General features: G+C 64.0%; 14 protein-coding genes and 1 pseudogene. 5 read left to right on the plus strand and 10 right to left on the minus strand.

Annotation, left to right across the window (positions count from 1 at the left end; translation table 11 throughout):
• Nucleotides 1-3 precede the first annotated feature (3 nt).
• Genes H7A76_RS14995 through H7A76_RS15005 form a run of 3 tightly spaced genes read left to right on the plus strand, consistent with a single transcriptional unit; the run spans nt 4 to nt 3,275 of the window.
• Nucleotides 4-2,211 carry an FUSC family protein gene (locus H7A76_RS14995; RefSeq protein ID WP_185699205.1) on the plus strand — a complete coding sequence of 736 codons (2,208 nt, stop codon included), beginning with the start codon at nt 4-6 and terminating at the stop codon, nt 2,209-2,211.
• Nucleotides 2,201-2,401 carry a DUF1656 domain-containing protein gene (locus H7A76_RS15000; protein WP_007930063.1) on the plus strand — a complete coding sequence of 67 codons (201 nt, stop codon included), beginning with the start codon at nt 2,201-2,203 and terminating at the stop codon, nt 2,399-2,401. The genes H7A76_RS14995 and H7A76_RS15000 overlap by 11 nt, the downstream gene beginning before the upstream one ends.
• 10 nt (nt 2,402-2,411) lie before the next feature.
• Complete coding sequence (locus H7A76_RS15005) at nt 2,412-3,275, plus strand: HlyD family secretion protein (protein WP_185699206.1); 864 nt, start codon at nt 2,412-2,414, stop codon at nt 3,273-3,275.
• A gap of 42 nt (nt 3,276-3,317) precedes the next feature.
• On the opposite strand, the gene H7A76_RS15010 is transcribed toward H7A76_RS15005, so the two are convergent.
• From H7A76_RS15010 to H7A76_RS15025, 4 genes are all read right to left on the minus strand, one after another.
• Nucleotides 3,318-4,343, minus strand: coding sequence for a sel1 repeat family protein (locus H7A76_RS15010; protein WP_185699207.1), 1,026 nt, complete (start codon nt 4,341-4,343; stop codon nt 3,318-3,320).
• Between the two features lie 49 nt (nt 4,344-4,392).
• The gene (locus H7A76_RS15015) at nt 4,393-5,391 is read right to left on the minus strand and encodes a hypothetical protein (protein ID WP_185699208.1); all 999 of its coding nucleotides are present in this window, start codon (nt 5,389-5,391) and stop codon (nt 4,393-4,395) included.
• A gap of 239 nt (nt 5,392-5,630) precedes the next feature.
• Nucleotides 5,631-6,455 carry an SDR family oxidoreductase gene (locus H7A76_RS15020; protein WP_185699209.1) on the minus strand — a complete coding sequence of 275 codons (825 nt, stop codon included), beginning with the start codon at nt 6,453-6,455 and terminating at the stop codon, nt 5,631-5,633.
• Between the two features lie 34 nt (nt 6,456-6,489).
• Nucleotides 6,490-6,954 (minus strand): multidrug transporter, encoded by a 465-nt coding sequence (locus H7A76_RS15025; RefSeq protein ID WP_185699210.1) that lies wholly within the window; start codon nt 6,952-6,954, stop codon nt 6,490-6,492.
• Nucleotides 6,955-7,244: 290 nt separating this feature from the next.
• On the opposite strand from H7A76_RS15025, the gene H7A76_RS15030 reads away from it, so the two are divergent.
• Together H7A76_RS15030 and H7A76_RS15035 are read left to right on the plus strand one after the other, a co-directional pair.
• Entirely contained in the window at nt 7,245-7,724 is a 480-nt protein-coding gene (locus H7A76_RS15030) for a YhfG family protein (RefSeq protein ID WP_185699211.1), read from the plus strand.
• Complete coding sequence (locus tag H7A76_RS15035) at nt 7,717-8,304, plus strand: putative adenosine monophosphate-protein transferase Fic (RefSeq protein WP_185699212.1); 588 nt, start codon at nt 7,717-7,719, stop codon at nt 8,302-8,304. Before H7A76_RS15030 ends, H7A76_RS15035 begins: the two co-directional genes overlap by 8 nt.
• A gap of 240 nt (nt 8,305-8,544) precedes the next feature.
• On the opposite strand, the gene H7A76_RS15040 is transcribed toward H7A76_RS15035, so the two are convergent.
• The 6 genes and pseudogenes from H7A76_RS15040 to H7A76_RS15065 all read right to left on the minus strand — a co-directional run bounded on the left by H7A76_RS15040 (nt 8,545) and on the right by H7A76_RS15065 (nt 16,493).
• Nucleotides 8,545-9,996, minus strand: a complete 1,452-nt coding sequence (locus H7A76_RS15040; RefSeq protein ID WP_185699213.1) for a mannose-1-phosphate guanylyltransferase/mannose-6-phosphate isomerase — start codon at nt 9,994-9,996, stop codon at nt 8,545-8,547.
• 102 nt (nt 9,997-10,098) lie between these two features.
• The gene (locus H7A76_RS15045) at nt 10,099-10,755 is read right to left on the minus strand and encodes an alginate O-acetyltransferase AlgF (protein WP_185699214.1); all 657 of its coding nucleotides are present in this window, start codon (nt 10,753-10,755) and stop codon (nt 10,099-10,101) included.
• Nucleotides 10,756-10,974: 219 nt separating this feature from the next.
• Nucleotides 10,975-12,093: pseudogene (locus tag H7A76_RS15050) on the minus strand (alginate O-acetyltransferase); the annotation flags it as partial.
• A gap of 11 nt (nt 12,094-12,104) precedes the next feature.
• A complete protein-coding gene (locus H7A76_RS15055) occupies nt 12,105-13,682 on the minus strand; it encodes an MBOAT family protein (RefSeq protein ID WP_185699215.1) in 1,578 nt (525 codons plus the stop codon).
• A gap of 229 nt (nt 13,683-13,911) precedes the next feature.
• Nucleotides 13,912-15,036, minus strand: coding sequence for a mannuronate-specific alginate lyase (locus H7A76_RS15060; RefSeq protein WP_185699216.1), 1,125 nt, complete (start codon nt 15,034-15,036; stop codon nt 13,912-13,914).
• Between the two features lie 8 nt (nt 15,037-15,044).
• A complete protein-coding gene (locus H7A76_RS15065) occupies nt 15,045-16,493 on the minus strand; it encodes an alginate O-acetyltransferase (protein ID WP_185699217.1) in 1,449 nt (482 codons plus the stop codon).
• Nucleotides 16,494-16,498: the final 5 nt, after the last annotated feature.

The raw sequence follows: 16,498 nt of genomic DNA on the forward strand, positions 1-16,498 counted from the left end.
TCGATGACTTCCTTGCCCGCACCCTTGCGCTGGCTGTATTCCCTTGAGTGGCGCCGGGGTTTCTTCGACTGGGCACGCAGCGACGGCGTGACCTGGGTCTATATCTTCAAGGTCCTGGCGGCGGCGTTCCTCACCCTGTGGCTGGCCATGCGCCTGGAGTTGCCGCAGCCGCGCACGGCGATGATCACCGTGTTCATCGTCATGCAGCCGCAGAGCGGCCAGGTGTTCGCCAAGAGCTTCTATCGCTTCCTCGGTACCCTGGCCGGCTCGGCGGTGATGGTGGCGCTGATCGCCTTGTTCGCCCAGAACACCGAACTGTTCCTGGGCTCGCTGGCGATCTGGGTCGGTATCTGCTCGGCTGGCGCTGCGCGCTATCGCAACTTCCGCGCCTATGGCTTCGTCCTCGCCGGCTACACCGCGGCCATGGTCGGCTTGCCGGCCCTGGCCCATCCGGAGGGCGCCTTCATGGCGGCGGTCTGGCGGGTGCTGGAGATCTCCCTGGGGATTCTCTGCTCGACCCTGGTCAGCGCCGCGATCCTGCCGCAGACCGCCAGTGCCGCCATGCGCAACGCCTTGTACCAGCGCTTCGGAGTGTTCGCGATGTTCGTCACCGACGGCCTGCGCGGCCGCAGCCAGCGCGATGCCTTCGAAAGCAGCAACGTGCGCTTCATCGCCGAGGCGGTGGGCCTGGAAGGGCTGCGCAGCGTGACCGTGTTCGAAGACCCGCACATGCGCCGGCGCAACGGTCGCCTGAGCCGCCTGAACAGCGAGTTCATGGGCATCACCACGCGCTTCAACGCCCTGCATCAGTTGCTCGAACGCCTGCGCAGCAGCGGTGCCGATCACGTGGTGGCGGCGATCAAGCCCGGGCTCTACGACCTGGCGGAGTTGCTGGACGGGTTCTCCGGGCGGGCCCTGACCAGCCCCGACGCGGCCCGCCTGGCCACGGCGCTGGCGGCCTATAAAGGCGAGCTGCCGGCGCGGGTGCGCAGTCTGCGCGCGGCGTTCCAGGACACCGCCCCCAGCGATGCCGAGCAACTGGACTTCCACACCGCCTACGAGCTGCTGTACCGCTTCGTCGACGAACTGCACAGCTACGCCCAGACCCACGCCTCCCTGGCCGAGCACAGCCATGAGCGCGAACGCTGGGACGAGCCCTACACCCCGCGGACCAATTGGCTGGCCTCGGCCGCCTCGGGGATTCGCGCCGCCTTCGTCCTGCTGGTGCTGGGCAGCTACTGGGTCGCCACCGCCTGGCCCAGTGGCGCCACCATGACCCTGATCGCCGCCGCCACCATCGGCCTGTCGGCCGCCACCCCCAACCCCAAGCGCATGGCGTTCCAGATGGCCTGCGGGACCTTCATCGGCGCCCTGGTGGGGTTCGTCGAGATGTTCTTCGTGTTCCCCTGGCTCGACGGTTTCCCGCTGCTGTGCCTGACCTTGGCGCCAGTGATCGTGCTGGGCTCGTTCCTGGCCTCGCGGCCCAAGTACGCCGGGGTCGGCCTGGGCTTGCTGATCTTCTTCAGCACCGGCTCGGTGCCGGACAACCTGACGATCTATAACCCCTACGCCTTCATCAACGACTACATCGCCATGGTCATGGGCATGCTGGTGTGCGCCGCGGCCGGGGCGATCATCCTGCCGCCCAACAGCCGCTGGCTGTGGCGCCGCCTGGAGCAGGACCTGCGCGGCCAGGTGGTGTATGCCATCAGCGGCAAGCTCAAGGGCCTGGCGTCGAGCTTCGAGAGCAGCACCCGCGACCTGCTGCACCAGGCCTATGGCCTGGCGGTGGGCCAGCCCAAGGTGCAGAGCGAGCTGCTGCGCTGGATGTTCGTAGTGCTGGAGGTCGGCCACGCCATCATCGAGCTGCGCAAGGAGCAGGCGATCCTCCCGGTGCACCCGGCCTATGCCGAATCCCAGCCCTGGCGCCAGGCGATCCGGGTCATGGGTCGCTCCCTGGTGCGGCTGTTCCTGCAACCGAGCCAGAGCAACCTGGAACGCGGGCTGATCGCCGTGGACCATGCCATCAGCCGGGTCCAGGCCACCGACGAACCCTTCGCCCCGCACTTCGACACCTCGGCCTTGCGCCGGGTGAAGAGCTACCTGCATTTCATCCGTACTTCGTTGCTCGACCCGCAATCGCCGCTGGCGGCCTATGCCGTGGCCAAGCCGGCGGTGCCCGCGCCCCAAGGACCTGCACATGCCTCGTGAAATCGCCTTCCACGGCGTTTACATGCCGACCATGACCCTGATGTTCTTCATCGCCGCGGCCCTGGCCTGGGCCCTGGACCGGTTCATCTCCGGTTATGACCTGTATCGCTTCTTCTGGCACCCGGCGCTGCTGCGCCTGAGCCTGTTCTGCTGTCTGTTCGGCGCCATGGCGCTCACTGTCTACCGTTGAGACCCCCGCAATGAAAAAGTTCTTCAGCCTGCTCGCCACCCTGCTCGTGCTGGCCCTGGCCCTGTGGATCGGCCGTACCCTGTGGGAGCACTACATGTACACCCCCTGGACCCGCGATGGGCGGGTACGGGCCGACGTCATCAACGTCGCCGCCGACGTCACCGGCGAGGTGGTGGACGTACCGGTCAAGGACAACCAGCTGGTGCACAAGGGCGATTTGCTGATGCAGATCGACCCCGAGCACTACCAGATCGCGGTCAAGCAGGCGCAATCGCTGGTGGCCTCGAAAAAAGCCACCTGGGAGATGCGCAAGGTCAACGCCCGGCGCCGCGCCGACCTGGACAGCCTGGTGATTTCCAAGGAAAACCGCGACGACGCCGGCAACATCGCCGACTCGGCCCTGGCCGACTACCAGCACGCCCAGGCCCAGCTGGAAGCCGCCGAACTCAACCTCAAACGCACTCAGGTGCGGGCGGCGGTGGACGGCTACGTCACCAACCTCAACGTGCACCGTGGCGACTACGCGCGCATCGGCGAGGCGAAGATGGCGGTGGTGGACATGAATTCGTTCTGGGTCTACGGCTTCTTCGAGGAAACCAAGCTGCCCCACGTGCGCGTGGGCGACAAGGCCGACATGCAGTTGATGAGCGGCCAGGTGCTCAAGGGCCATGTGGAAAGCATTTCCCGAGGGATCTACGACCGTGACAACCCCGAGAGCCGCGAGCTGATCGCCGACGTCAACCCGACCTTCAACTGGGTGCGCCTGGCCCAGCGGGTGCCGGTACGCATCCATATCGACGAGGTGCCCGAGGGCGTGCTGTTGGCGGCGGGTATCACCTGCACCGTGGTGGTCCGCCAAGACCCGCAGGACTGAGTCGCCAGCCGCCGGCGAAACGGCGACTGGCGCGTGAGTGCGCTACTTGTAGTGCTTGTTGAGGATGACCTGGGCCTTGTCCAGGATCTGCGCCACCGTCAGGTCGTCATTGCCCAGGAGGGCGACAATCTGCTTGTTCTGCAGCACGTCGGCGTTGGCCTGCTTGAGCTGCGCGCGGCGGCTGATGACCATGTAGCTGGTGATTTGGCGGCGGTTGTGGATGTACGGCAGGTCGATGCCCTTGAGCATGGCCTGGCGGACGAAGTCCCGTCGCTCCTGGCTGGCCATGCCACGGAAGGTGTCCGGGTAGGCCTGCTGGATGGTGGCCGAGTAGCGGCCGACATCTTCTTCCCGGGCTTGGGCGTACATCGCCTCCTTGCTGGTGACCTGGCGCAGCAGCTGGTTGTAGTGCTGCTCGGCGGCCAGCAGTTGCTCGGCGCCCAGGCGTGCCTTGAGTGCCTCGCGCTCACCGCTGGCATTGCGGTCGTCGATGATCTTCGACCAGGCATAGGCGCTCGCCAGGTCGTCTTGTTCCTCCAGGGTCTGGGCCAGGGCCTGCTGCGCTACCGGGTAGCCGTGCAGGGCCGAGCGCTCCAGCCAGCGCTGGGCCAGGGCCCGGTCCGCGGCCATGCCTTTGCGACCGAAACGGTACACCTGGTACAGGCCGTATTCGGCGCACCAGTCGTTCTGGCGGGCGGCATAGGCCAGGTAATCGAACCACTCGCGATCAAGCCCGGCATCGCTGCCATCGCTTTCCTGCTCGGCGATCATCGACAAGTAGCAGAACGCCCGGTGCTGCTCGGGGGCGGCCAGTACCAGGCAGCTCTTGGCGGCCGGATAGTCGTTGTCGTTGAAGTGCGCCATGCCGATGCCGTAGAGCACGTCGCTGTCCATCCGGCGGTTGCAGTCCTGGGTGTCGGGCACCTGCGGCAGCAGGGTCTGCAAGCTCAGCTTGGGCAGGCTGTCGTTCAGGTCCGGGGCTTTGGGCGCGGCAGGTTGCGGGGCTTCGGGAGAGCATGCAGCCAGTACGGCGAGCAAGGTCAGTGGCAATGCCTTGAGCAATTTCAAAGGAGGTTCCCTGGTCGATGATGGAGAAAAGGAAATGCGGCATGCAGGCCTATGAGCCGCTTGGCGCAAGGATTGCCAGGGCCTGGATCAGGGTTGGCTCCAGGTCCAGGTCGGGATTCTGCAACAGGGCCAGGACCTGGGGGTTCTGCAGGATGTCCAGCTGCGGGTCCCGCAACTGCGCCTGGCGGGCGATGATCGCGTAGGCATAGAGCTGCAGCCGGTTGGTGAACTCAGGGAGCGCGCTGACCCGGGTCAGGGCCCGGTCCATGAAGGCATGGCGCTCGGCTGCGGGCATGCTCTCGAAGGCCGTGGGGCGCAGTTGATAGACGCCCGCTGTATACAGCGCGATGTTCTGTTCGCGGTTTTGCTGGCGCACGCTGTCCTGGCTGGTCAGCTGTGGGCTCAGCCGCTGGTACTCCTGCTCGCCTTCGCCCAGTTGCTGCGCGCTCATCTTCTGCTTCAGGCCCAGGATCTTCTGCTGGTCGTCCAGCGCCTTGGCCCAGCTGTAGGCCAGGGCCAGGTTGCCCTTGTTGGTATGCAGGCGCACCAGGGTCTGCTGGGCGTCGGTGTCGCCATGGCGTGCCGAGCGCTCCAGCCAGCGCAAGCCCAAGGCGGTGTCCGGGGTTTGCCCGCGCATCCCGAAGGTGAAGTTCTGGAACATGCCGAATTCGGCGCAGGAGTCGTTCTTGCGTGCCGAGTAGGCCATGTAGCCAAAGGCCTCGCGATCACGCTCGGCACTGTCCTTGCTGCTGTCTTGCTCCGCGATCTTCGCCAGGTAGCACAGGGCCCGGTCGTAGCTGGGTGCGGCCATGATCAGGCAACTGCGCGCCAGCTCGGGTTGGTCGTGGTCGTACAGCTGGTAGCCGAGGCCGAACAGCAGCTCAGTGTCCAGCTGGGTGGTGCAGTACTGGTTGGGCGTGGCAGGGGGCAGCAGTTGCTCGAGGCCGACCTGGGGCAGGGTTGCGTTCAGTTCTTCGTCCGGCGACGGTTCGCCACAGCCGATGAGCAAGGTAGCCACGGCCAGCGGCAGCAAGTGTTGGGGCTTCAATGATGAGTTCCTGGTCTGCTATGGGCGAAGTAGCGCATGGGCGGGCAGGAAAGGGCGGGAGGAGCAGCTTCAGCAGTTCCGTGCTTGAGACGCCAGCGATTCCATGCGGCTTGATCGAGGCCCGGGGCCTTGAGTGCGCGCATTCTACTAAGATTGCACCGGGCTACAACCTGGGTTGGGGGCGCTGTTTCGAGAGGGTTCGGGGGCCGGTGTATAGGCGGGCCCCGTACGTCACGGGGTCAGAGCTTGGCGGCCAGGCCGAAGCGCTTCATCAGCCCCTTCTCCAGCAAGCCCTTGGGCACAAGGTTGGCCAGCAGCGGCAGGGCGCGGCTGCCGTTGCCCAGGCGCACCAGGCGCGGCGGGTTGGGCTGTTGCACGGCCTTGAGCAGGCCGGCGGCGAATTCGCTGGCCGGGGTCGGCTTGTCCTGGGAAGCCTTGGCCCGGGAGCGGATGCCCTCGCGCAGCGGCCACCAGGGCGATTGTTCGTTGAGCAGTTGTTCGGCTTCATGCCCGGCATTCTTGGCAAAGCTGGAGGCGATGGCCCCGGGCTGCACTTCCATGACCCTGATGCCGAACGGCGCCAGCTCCATGCGCAGGGCATCGCTGAGCGCATGCACCGCGGCCTTGGACGCGCAGTAGGCGCCAGCGAACGGCGTCACCAGCACTCCCGAGACGCTGCCGATGTTCACCACCAGGCCACGGCTGCGGCGCAGCACCGGGAACAGCGCCCGGGTCACCCCGACCACGGCGAACACGTTGGTTTCGAACTGGCGCTGCAGGGCCTCCACGCCACCGTCCAGCAGCGGGCCCATGGCGCCGTAGCCGGCGTTGTTGATCAGCACATCGAGGCCGCCGTACTGCTGGTTGATGTTTTCGGCCAGGGCGGCCAGGGCCGCGCCGTCATTCACATCCAGCTGCACCGCGTGGAAGCCGGCGGCTTGCAGGGCGGCGACGTCCTCGGCCTTGCGGGCGCTGGGCATAACGGTGTAGCCGGCCTGTTTGAAGGTATCTGCCAGGGCGCGGCCGATGCCGCTGGAACAACCGGTGATCAACGCTACGGGCATGGCGCGGTCCTTGTGCTGGGCGATGGGAAGGGGATCAGCGAGAGAAACTACCCTGTAAACGCTCGGCGCGAAACTCCAGGGTTTGCGGGCGATAGCCCGGGCGTAGCGGTGGCAGGGGCAGGCAGTCCTGCCAGTTGGCGCCGGCCTGCAATTCGCCGGGGCCGCGATAGCGTGGGGCGCTGTATTGGTTATCGGCGAGGTTCACCGTGTCGCCCGGGGCGTAGGCGGCGACGCGCCAGCGCAGTTCGGTCAGGGGCACCGGGTTGCCGTTGTTGAGCTTGACCTCTAGTGGGCGGTCGGCCGGGCAGTGTTCGGGGGCGTATGCCAGGCGCAGTTCCAGGCGCGCCAGCTGCTGGGCTTCGCGGTTGTCCAGCCAGACCACCCAGCCGGCCACCAGGGCCAGGCCGCAGGCGGCGGCCAGGGACACCGGGACGGCCTTGGAGGGGTAGCGCAGGAGCAGGACCAGCCAGGTGATGACCAGCAGAACGCCGATGAACATGACGCGAACCTCTGGGAAATGTGGGGGCATCCTACCTAAGCGTAGGTGGGGTTGGCGATGCAGGGGCTCGGCTCTTGATTTTCACCGATCTGCCAGAAGCCCAGAGGAAGTTGCTGGCTGAGCGCGCGGTCTGTCAACGATGAATGATCTTTGAGAAACAGCCATTGCAACCTGCCATGGCGATCATTGGCTCTATATGAAGAGCGACAAGGTGCCTTCTTCACGGAGCGTGTGGATGACCCATGGGGTGTATAATTTCCAGGCTTTGATAAAAGTCATGGGGTCGAATGATGGGCGTATCGCTGCAACAGATTTTCCACACTGCACAGGTTGATGACCTGAAGGCATTGGGGAAGTTTCTCGAAATAAAACGCTTTGTCGAGACCCAGCTTTACTTGAAGCTAGGCGCCAAAGGCTGGAACTCCTTGTTGCTGAGGTTGCAAACCATCCGTGCCTTGGAGAAATCGAGTTTCGATTATGAACATTATTCTCGCGCTACGAATTCTTATCCAGTCGCTCGAGCCAACGCATCGAAAATGATTGGTTTTGAAATAACGGCAAAAAACTGGATGGAGTTGAAGGATGCGCTTCACGGGATTTCGACATGCGTCACTCCCCGCGAGCTCGACCTGCATGAACGTTTCGAAAAGAAGAAACGCAAGAATTTCATGCATAGTTCAAGGCTGGAAGGCATCGAAATTCCTGCTTTTGACGAGAAACTCTCCCTGGAAAACATCCTGGCCAAACATGGACGGCAGTTGAATGGATAAGTATGACGCCTCTAACGATCATTACTGTTATCCCAGTTCATCGGTACTCAGGAACAAACTGAACATCCAGGTAATGGCGGACCTCGAGGCCGCTGAAAGAGATATCACGGCTGTCACAGTCAGTAGGGTCGTCTATGTGGCACCTCCCTACAGTCTCGAGAACTTTAAGGTATTGCATCGGAAACTGTTTTCAGATCTTTATGAATGGGCTGGGGAGTTAAGAAATGTTGATATCTCCAAGGGCGGGACTCGTTTCTGTAATTGCGCGCGAATTGAAGCCGAGGCACTGAAGATTTTTTCCGATCTTCAAAAAGTAAATTGGCTGGGTGGTCTCGATAAAAAAACGTTCTGTGAGAAGCTGGCGGAGTTCTATTGCGAACTCAACATGATTCATCCATTTCGTGAAGGCAATGGTCGAGTCCAACGACTATTTTTCGAACATCTCGCCTTATCTGCGGGCTATGAACTCGACTGGGAAGATGTCAGCCAGCCTGAATGGCTCGAAGCCAATATCAATGGGGTCTATGTGAACTACGCCCCCATGACAGAAATATTCAAGCGCATCGTAATCTCCCTGTAGCCGCTACCGTAGGTTGCGTACGGGTGCGCAGCGGCCGCTGGGTCTTGAATGTGCTGAAGGTCCTGCGGCCCTTGTCGCAGCCTCGCCCAGGCTCGACAGCGGCTTCAGAGGCAAAAAAATCCCCCGGTCCAACCGCCTGCGGATAGGGGACGCAGGCGACCGGAAGGGGGTTGAAAGGACTCGCTGACAACGACTATCTGCTTCTACTTGCAGCTTGCCGCTTGAAACTTGCTGCGGCCCTTATTGGGCGATGGTCTTCACCGAGACGCCGCGCTCCACCGGCGTCGAACGCCCGTAGATATCCTCGAACCGCTCAATATCGTCCTCACCCAAATAGCTGCCCGATTGCACTTCGATGATCTCCAGGGGGATCTTGCCGGGGTTGCGCAGGCGGTGCACCGAGGCGATGGGGATGTAGGTGGACTGGTTTTCGGTGAGCAGGAACACGTTTTCGTCACAGGTGACTTCGGCGGTGCCGCTGACCACGATCCAGTGTTCGGCGCGGTGGTGGTGCATCTGCAGGGACAGGCAGGCGCCGGGCTTGACCGAGATGTGCTTGACCTGGAAGCGCCCGCCCATGTCCACCGAGTCGTAGGAGCCCCACGGGCGGTAGACCTCGCAGTGGTTCTGGGTTTCGCTGCGGCCTTGTTCGTTGAGGGTGTTGACCATCTGCTTCACGCCTTGGACCTTGTCCTTGTGGGCGATCATCATGGCGTCCTTGGTCTCGACCACGACGATGTTCTCCAGGCCGATCACCGACACCAGCTTGCCGTTGCCGTGGATCATGCAGTTCTTGCTGTCCTGGATCACCACATCGCCCTTGCTGACGTTGCCGTCGGCGTCCTTTTCATGCACGTCCCACAGCGATGACCAGCAGCCCACGTCGCTCCAGCCGGCGCTCAGCGGGACTACGCAGGCGCGCTGGGTCTTTTCCATCACCGCGTAGTCGATGGAATTGTCCGGGCAGCAGGCGAAGGTGGCTTCGTCGATCATCACGGTGTCCGGGTCCTGCTGGCTGCGCTCCAGGGTCAGCAGGCAGGTGTCGTAGATGTCCGGATCATGTTTTTTCAGCTCTTCGAGGAAGCGGCTGGCGCGGAACAGGAACATGCCGCTGTTCCAGAAGTAGCCTCCGGCCTGGACGAACTCGGTGGCGCGTTGTTCATCGGGTTTCTCGACAAAGTGCGAGACCCGGCTGACGCCCTCCGGCAGCAGCGCATCGTGGGTCGACTTGATGTAGCCGTAGCCGGTTTCCGGCTTGGTCGCCGGTACGCCGAACAGCACCATCTCGCCGCGCTCGGCGGCCACGGTGGCCAGGGCCAGGGCCCGCTGCAGGGCCTTCTGGTCGTCCATCACGTGGTCGGCCGGCAGCACCAGCATCAGCTCGTCGCGACCTTCGTTGACCAGCATCATCGCGGTCAGGGCCACGGCCGGCGCGGTGTTGCGACCGAAAGGCTCCATCAGGATGCGCTGGGCTTCGAGGCTGCGGTTGCTCAATTGCTCGTTGACGATGAAGCGGTGGTCCTTGTTGCAGACCACGATGGGGGTGTCCATGCCTTCGAACACCAGGCGCTCCAGGGTCTGCTGGAACAGCGTGTGTTCGCCGGTCAGGGCGAGGAACTGCTTGGGGAATTGCTTGCGCGAAAGTGGCCAAAGACGTGAGCCGCTACCACCTGACAAGATCACCGGAATCATGTTGTTACTCCTAATAAATGCAGTTGGGAGCCGCAAGCTGCAAGCGACAAGTTAAAAGCTCTTCACTTGCCGCTTGAGGCTTGTGGCTGATAGCTCGCGCGGTTAGCGCGTTGAGACTGGGCGTTTCACCCACACTGGCGACAGGTTGCTGCCGCTGCCGGTGACGTAGAGCACCGCCGCTTCGCCGCGCTCCAGGGCCACGGGCTTGAGGTCGCTGACCTTCTTCTGGCCGTCGTACAGGGCGAAGCTGACCTTCACCGGGTTGATCTCGCGTTCGCCGCGGCCCTTGGCGGCCACGGCCTGGACCACGTCGGTCTTGCCGTCGGCGGTCTTGAGCGTCAGGGCCTGGTCGCTGAGGTTCTGCACCCGCACCAGGGATTTCTGCTTGTTCTTGAACGGCGGTTCCTCGATCAGTTGCGGCTGGCCGCTGGCGTTGTTGACCAGGGTGTAATAGTGGTCGGCGGCCAGTTTCACTGGCACGCTCTGGCTGCCCAGCTTGGCGGTGTAGTCGCCGCCGGGCATGAAGCTGAAGTCGCTGCTGGCCAGGGGCGCGACGTCGTTGACGTTGGTGCTGCCGATGGTGGCGCTGACTTCGCTGTTGCTGGCGTTGTAGATGCGCACGAAGGTCGAGCCCTTGGGCGCGGTGGGGCCGTACAGCGCGGCGTCGCCACCGGCGAAGGCGGGCAGGGACAGGACGCTCATGCCGGCAGCCAGGGTGATGGCCTTGGCGAGACGACGCGGATTGATAGTGCAATTCATGGGTGTCACCTCTCTTTTTCAGTTGTGTGCCCGGTCGGGCGTCTCGGATGTGTTGAGTGCAGCTACGTTTTGTTGGCCGGGCTGGGTAGAAGCTGCTGCGCTCGGCAATCCAGCGTTAAAAACAGGCTCGGACTGCTCATTTACAGCTCGTAAACTCCGCGTCCTCGCCTGTTTTTGCCTTGTCTTACCTTCGCTCGCGACGCTTCTACCCGGCCCGGCTTGGGCACCGGCTTGCTTGAGCTCTGCGACCCACTGCGGGTCGGCGTCGCCGATTTCGTTGTTCACCGGCAGGTAGCGTTCGGGGAATTCCCAGATCAGCACCTGGGGCGGGTGGTTCTTGAAGTCGTCGCTCTTGAGGTAGCTGAGCATCGGCAGGATCGGGCCGTGGCCGTCTTCGGCGTAGCTCAGCACATCGCTGTGCAGGGCCTGCTTGAGGGCGCCGACGAAGTTCCAGTTGGGGTTGGCGCTGTAGCTGGTGCCCACCAGGGTCACGGGCACTTCGTGGTCGGCGAACAGCTTGTCTGCGGCGTCGGCCTGTTCCCCGGCGGCGTGGGTCACGCGTTTTTGCAGGGGCTCCGGGGCCGGCATCAGGTTCTCGAACAACGGGTCCAGGGGCAGGAAGCGCCGCAGGTCGCCCTGGTGCTTGACGGTCTCCTGGGTCTGGGTGACGAAGCGTTGCGGCTGGCCGCTGAGTGGCGCCTGGCGGGCGATGGCCTGGGCCAGTTGGCGGGCGACGACTTCGGCGCCGGCCGGGGTCCAGTGGGTGTCGGTGCGCAAGAACACTGGCTGGCCCTGTTGCTTGGCCTGTTGCAGAGGCCCCAGCAGGTCGGGGGCGAGGATCTTGTCGGCGGCCACCCGGGCATGGAAGTCCTGGTAGAGGTTGGCGTGGATGCGCGCCGGGCGCACGGTGTCCAGGTGTTCCGGATACAACCGCACCTTGGCCGGGACGATCGCCATCACCAGTTTCACCCCGTGCTGTTTCAAGGTCTGGCGCACGCCCTCCACCAGGGCGTAGTTACCCTGCAGGTTGAGCTCCTCGTTGACCACGGGGTTGAACTCTTCATCGCTGTACAGCCACTGGTCGCGGCCGAGGATCACCCCCGGGCGGCCTTCGTTGAACAGCTTGAAGTCCAGGGCGGCCCAGAGGTTGGTACCCAGGCGCTTGATCGGGAACTGGTCGTCGTAGTGGGTTTCCACCGCCTTGGTCCAGCGCCCGTCGAGCACGGTGGCGTCGCTGTTGGTGCTGAAGCCGAAGAAGCTGCGCGCCGACCACAGCCCCAGGACCAGCAGGGTCAGCAGGAACAGTGCGACGTAGAACAGGCGTAATGAGCGGGTCATGAGCGGCCTCCTCAGAACTGGAAGTACAGGAACGGCGAGAAGCTTTGCGCCGAGAGTTTGAGAATCGAGGCGATGAACAGCAGCAGCACCAGGGCGCGCATGGCATAGCGCGACCAGTCGGCGCTCCAGTAGGCCGGTTGCACCTGGGCCTCGCGGCCGACGATATAGCCCGGTTGGTGGATGCTGCCGGGGTTGTCGCCGGGCGCTGCCTTGATCAGGCCGGGTTGGGCGGTGGCCGGGCCATCGGCCCGGGTGTCCAGGGCCGGGCCGGCTTCGGGCTTGCTCTTGGTCGGTGCCGGGTTGCGATACAGGTCACGCAGGCCGAAGAGCGCCAGGGTGATGTAGGCCACCACCAGGGTCGCCACTTGCAGGCCGGTGAGGCTGGCACGGTTGAGTTCCGACAGCGACCAGTCGCCGAAGCTGAACATGGCGCCGTACATGCGCCCGGCCACGTGCAGGTTCTCGGCGCGGAAGATCACCCAGCCCATCACCACCAGCAGGAAGGTCAGGGCCCAGCGGATCGGGTTGAGGCTGCGTGGGCTGGTGTTGATGCCCAGGGCCTTCTCGATGGCCAGCCACATGCCGTGCCAGGCGCCCCAGACGATGTAGGTGAAGTTGGCGCCGTGCCACAGGCCGCCCAGGAGCATGGTCAAGAACAGGTTGCGATAGGTGATCAGGGTGCCTTTGCGATTGCCGCCCAGGGTGATGTACAGGTAGTCGCGCAGCCAGGTGGACAGGCTGATGTGCCAGCGCCGCCAGAACTCGGTGATCGACTGGCTGATGTAGGGCTGCTTGAAGTTTTCCATGAAGCGAAAGCCCATCATCAACCCCAGGCCGATGGCCATGTCGCTGTAGCCGGAAAAGTCGAAGTACAGCTGCGCGGTGTAGGCCAGGGCGCCCAGCCAGGCGTCACCCGTGGTGGGGTGTTGCAGGGCGAAGCAATGGTCGGCGACCACCGCCAGGGTGTCGGCGATGAACACCTTCTTGATGAAGCCCTGCATGAAGCGCGTGCAGCCTTCGGAGAACTTGTCCAGGGTGTGGGTGCGATGGTTGAACTGGTCCGCCAGGTCGCGAAAGCGCAATACGGGGCCGGCGATCAGGTGCGGGAAGATCGCCACGAACGCCGCGAAGTCGATCAGGTTGCGGGTCGCCGGGGTGTCGCCGCGGTAGACGTCGATGATGTAGCTGATGGACTCGAAGATGTAGAACGAGATACCGATCGGCAGCAGCACGTGGGTCAGGATAAACGGCTCCAGGCCCATGGCGGTCATGATCGCGTTGAGGCTCTCGACGCCGAAGTTGGCGTACTTGAAGTAGCCGAGGATGCACAGGTCCACCGCCACGCCGAGCAGCAGCCAGCGCTGGGCGGGCTTGGTCCTGACGCCGGCGGCGCCGACCTTCAGGCCGATCCAGTAGTTCCACAAGGTGACCGCGGCGAACAGCGCGAGGAAGTCCACCCGCCACCAGGCGTAGAACACGTAGCTGGCGATCAGCAGCAACAGGTTGCGATAGCGTTGCCCGCTCACGTAGTACAAGCCGAGGAACACCGGCAAGAACAGGAACAGGAACACATTGGATGAGAAAACCATCCCGATCTCTCCATGTTTAACCAATAGTCAGGGCCGCAGCCCCCCAAACCCCCCCGTGGAAAACCATGGGCGGCGTATTGCATTCACCGACGCCGTCTGGCGTGCGCATCGACCGCAACGCCCCCTGTAGGAGCGGCCGGTCGACGCTCGATTGCCCGCGATGAACGATGACGCGGACCGGCGCTTGGACCGAGGTGCCTTGATCGCGGGCAAGCCTCGCTCCTACGGGTTATGAGCCCTTCTTGCCCTTCTCGAAGGCCGGGTCGTAGACCTTGGTCAGGTCGCCGCCCAGGCGGAAGGTCTTGAACGGCTGCATCTTGTGCTTGCGTTCCAGCACATCCGGGGCGCAGGTGTAGAGGCTGCAGAAGGGCTCGAGCCAGGCGAATTTCGCGTCGACCTTGAGGTCGGTCATGTCCTGCTGCTTGCCGTTCTTGCGCTCGAAGGTGTCCGGGTCCTTGACCCCGGCCAGCACCCGCTCGCCCAGGCGCTTGAGCGCGCCGTGGTTTTCCTGGCGCAGGTCGACGCCGTTGACCTGGGCGAAGCTGGCGATCATCGCCAGCGGCGGCAGGGCGTAGTTGTGGTAGGCCAGGGCCCGTTGCTGGCGCTTGAGTTCGTTGGGCAGGTAGCCGTCGGCGTCGACCTGGCCGGCGCCGATCTTGTATTCCTTGACGGCCCAGTCGAACAGGTCGCGGCGGTTGGTGGCCACGGCGGTGGCCATCACCGACCAGGCGGCCCAGTAGGAATGGTTGTTGGTCTTGTCCAGGGGCAGGTTGTCCCAGTCGCTGACCACCTGGTCGGCCATCTTGCCGAACCAGGCCTCGATCTTCTGCGCCTGCTCCTGGTGAGTGGCCAGGGGATGGGAGTCGGAGAACTTCAGCCGCAGGTAGGCCGAGGCCATGCTGCCCAGGGCCCATTTGCGCATGGACTTGCCGGTGTGGTTGAAGTCCTTGGACATCAGCGCGTCGGCCTGCGCCCAGGCACTGAGCCAGGCGAGGGTGCAGTCCAGCTGTTGCGGGCGACCGTCGCGCATGAACTGCATGACCTGCTTGCTGGTGCCGCGCTCGATCTTGGTGATGTCCGCGGTGCTGTCATGGAAGGCCTGCTGCGATTGCACGTTGAGGGTCGCCCGGGCCTTGTCCGAGCCTTCGTACTTGCTGCGAAACTGCAGGGCGCCGGTGTAGGGCGCCGGCATCGCGTCGCAGCCGTCGCGGTCGTCGCTGGTCTTGAACTTGTCCACCGGGGCGTAGTAGCCCTGGGGCGGGCGCAGCGGCGCGGCGGCCTGGGCACTGCCGGCGACCATCGCCAGGCCCAGCAGGCCCGGTATCAGTAGTTGTGTCACGCGTGTGCTGTGCATGGATAACCTCACTGCCCGATCCGCGCGGTGCGTTGCTCGGCGCTCGGGAACACGTTGCGTTTGCAGATTTTCGCTTCGACCTTCTGCCCGGCGGTGCCGGCCTCGGGGCCCTGGATTTCCACCGCCAGCAGGTTTTGCGCGGCCCAGTCCTCGTCGGTACGCAGTTCGAAGGCGAAGCGCCCGTCGGTGTCGGATGTCTCCGGTTTTTCGATCTTGATGTCCTCGTGCCGGCCGTTCATGTACCAGAGGGTGGCCTGCAGGGTTTTCACCGAGGTGTCGGCGAAGCGGATGTCGACCTGGTGGGCGCTGTTGCGCAGGTCCTTGTTCTGGCTGTTGACCAGCAGTTCGTTCTTGCCGGGCTTCAAGGTGGTGCTGGCGCTCATCTGCGCCGGCTTGCCTTCGCAGCCGTTGTCCAGCAGCGCCATCATCTGCCGATAGATGGTTTCCTGGTCCAGGCGGTACAGCGGCGAGAACTCCCAGATCAGGATCTTCGGCGGGGTCTTCTGGAACTCCTCGCTGCCCAGGTATTGCAGCATCGAGCCTTCCAGGCCGCCGCCGGGGAAAGCGACGTTGAGGATGTCGGCGCCGATGGCCTCTTCCAGGAAGCCGGCGAAGTTGTAGTTCTTGCCGCTGTGGCTGGTGCCCACCAGGGTGATCTGCGGGTTGCCGGAGTCGCCGAACAGGTCGCCATCGCCGGCCTCGCCCTTGGGCTCGGTGGTGAACTGGTCCATGTACTGGATCGCATAGCTGGTGCCGCACAGTTGCCCGGCCATGTTGTGCAGGGTGCCGGTCTTGCCCATGCGTCCGGACTTGTGGGTCTCGAATTCGCGCCGGGGAATGTCGGCGAACGCCGGCAGTTGCTTGACCTTGTCGGCGACGATTCGCGCCGTGCGCTGGGCGCCGTAGGGAGTCCAGTGCTGGTCGCCACGGAAGTAGAAGTCGTGGGCCGGCAGGGTCTCGGGCAATTGCTCGTCGGTCAGCGGCGACAGGTCCGGGACCACGTAGCCCATCTGCGCGAAACGCCCGAGCATGGCCTTGTAGTTGGCCAGGGCCTTGTCGTAGTCGAAGCGGGCTTTTTCCGCCGGGTTGAGCTTGTTGCGGTTCACCAGGCCGCGGGTCGGCTGGTAGACCACCACCAGTTCCACGCCCTTGCTCTTGAAGGCGTCGTGCAACTGCTTGAGGCGGCGGTAGCCTTGCGCGGTGGTGTCGAACTCGGTACGCAAATCCTCCTGGGTTCGGAACAGCCAGTCGCCCTGGGCCTGCACCAGGGTGGTGAAGTTCTGCTGGTAGCGGGTCACGTAGTTCTTCGCATCGTGGGCGGCCGGGCACAGGTTGCAGCATGGCTCGGCCTTGAACGACGGCGCGGCGACCTCATCGGCCCGGGCCGTGGCGCTGGCGGCGAGGATGCCCGCGGCGAGGGCCGACAAGCCCAGGAATTTGATCAAGTGTGGGTGCATGCAAG

The sequence above is a fragment of the Pseudomonas sp. MSSRFD41 genome, assembly GCF_014230245.1.
Classification (GTDB): domain Bacteria; phylum Pseudomonadota; class Gammaproteobacteria; order Pseudomonadales; family Pseudomonadaceae; genus Aquipseudomonas; species Aquipseudomonas piscis.

Excerpts from the sequence above, each read along its gene's own strand:
- H7A76_RS15060 (WP_185699216.1), bottom strand. The coding sequence starts at position 15,036 with ATGCACAGCACACGCGTGACACAACTACTGATACCGGGCCTGCTGGGC.
- H7A76_RS15055 (WP_185699215.1), bottom strand. The coding sequence starts at position 13,682 with ATGGTTTTCTCATCCAATGTGTTCCTGTTCCTGTTCTTGCCGGTGTTC.
- H7A76_RS15000 (WP_007930063.1), top strand. The coding sequence starts at position 2,201 with ATGCCTCGTGAAATCGCCTTCCACGGCGTTTACATGCCGACCATGACC.
- H7A76_RS15035 (WP_185699212.1), top strand. The coding sequence starts at position 7,717 with ATGGATAAGTATGACGCCTCTAACGATCATTACTGTTATCCCAGTTCA.
- H7A76_RS15065 (WP_185699217.1), bottom strand. The coding sequence starts at position 16,493 with ATGCACCCACACTTGATCAAATTCCTGGGCTTGTCGGCCCTCGCCGCG.
- H7A76_RS15020 (WP_185699209.1), bottom strand. The coding sequence starts at position 6,455 with ATGCCCGTAGCGTTGATCACCGGTTGTTCCAGCGGCATCGGCCGCGCC.
- H7A76_RS15030 (WP_185699211.1), top strand. The coding sequence starts at position 7,245 with ATGGGCGTATCGCTGCAACAGATTTTCCACACTGCACAGGTTGATGAC.
- H7A76_RS15045 (WP_185699214.1), bottom strand. The coding sequence starts at position 10,755 with ATGAATTGCACTATCAATCCGCGTCGTCTCGCCAAGGCCATCACCCTG.
- H7A76_RS14995 (WP_185699205.1), top strand. The coding sequence starts at position 4 with ATGACTTCCTTGCCCGCACCCTTGCGCTGGCTGTATTCCCTTGAGTGG.
- H7A76_RS15040 (WP_185699213.1), bottom strand. The coding sequence starts at position 9,996 with ATGATTCCGGTGATCTTGTCAGGTGGTAGCGGCTCACGTCTTTGGCCA.
- H7A76_RS15025 (WP_185699210.1), bottom strand. The coding sequence starts at position 6,954 with ATGTTCATCGGCGTTCTGCTGGTCATCACCTGGCTGGTCCTGCTCCTG.
- H7A76_RS15005 (WP_185699206.1), top strand. The coding sequence starts at position 2,412 with ATGAAAAAGTTCTTCAGCCTGCTCGCCACCCTGCTCGTGCTGGCCCTG.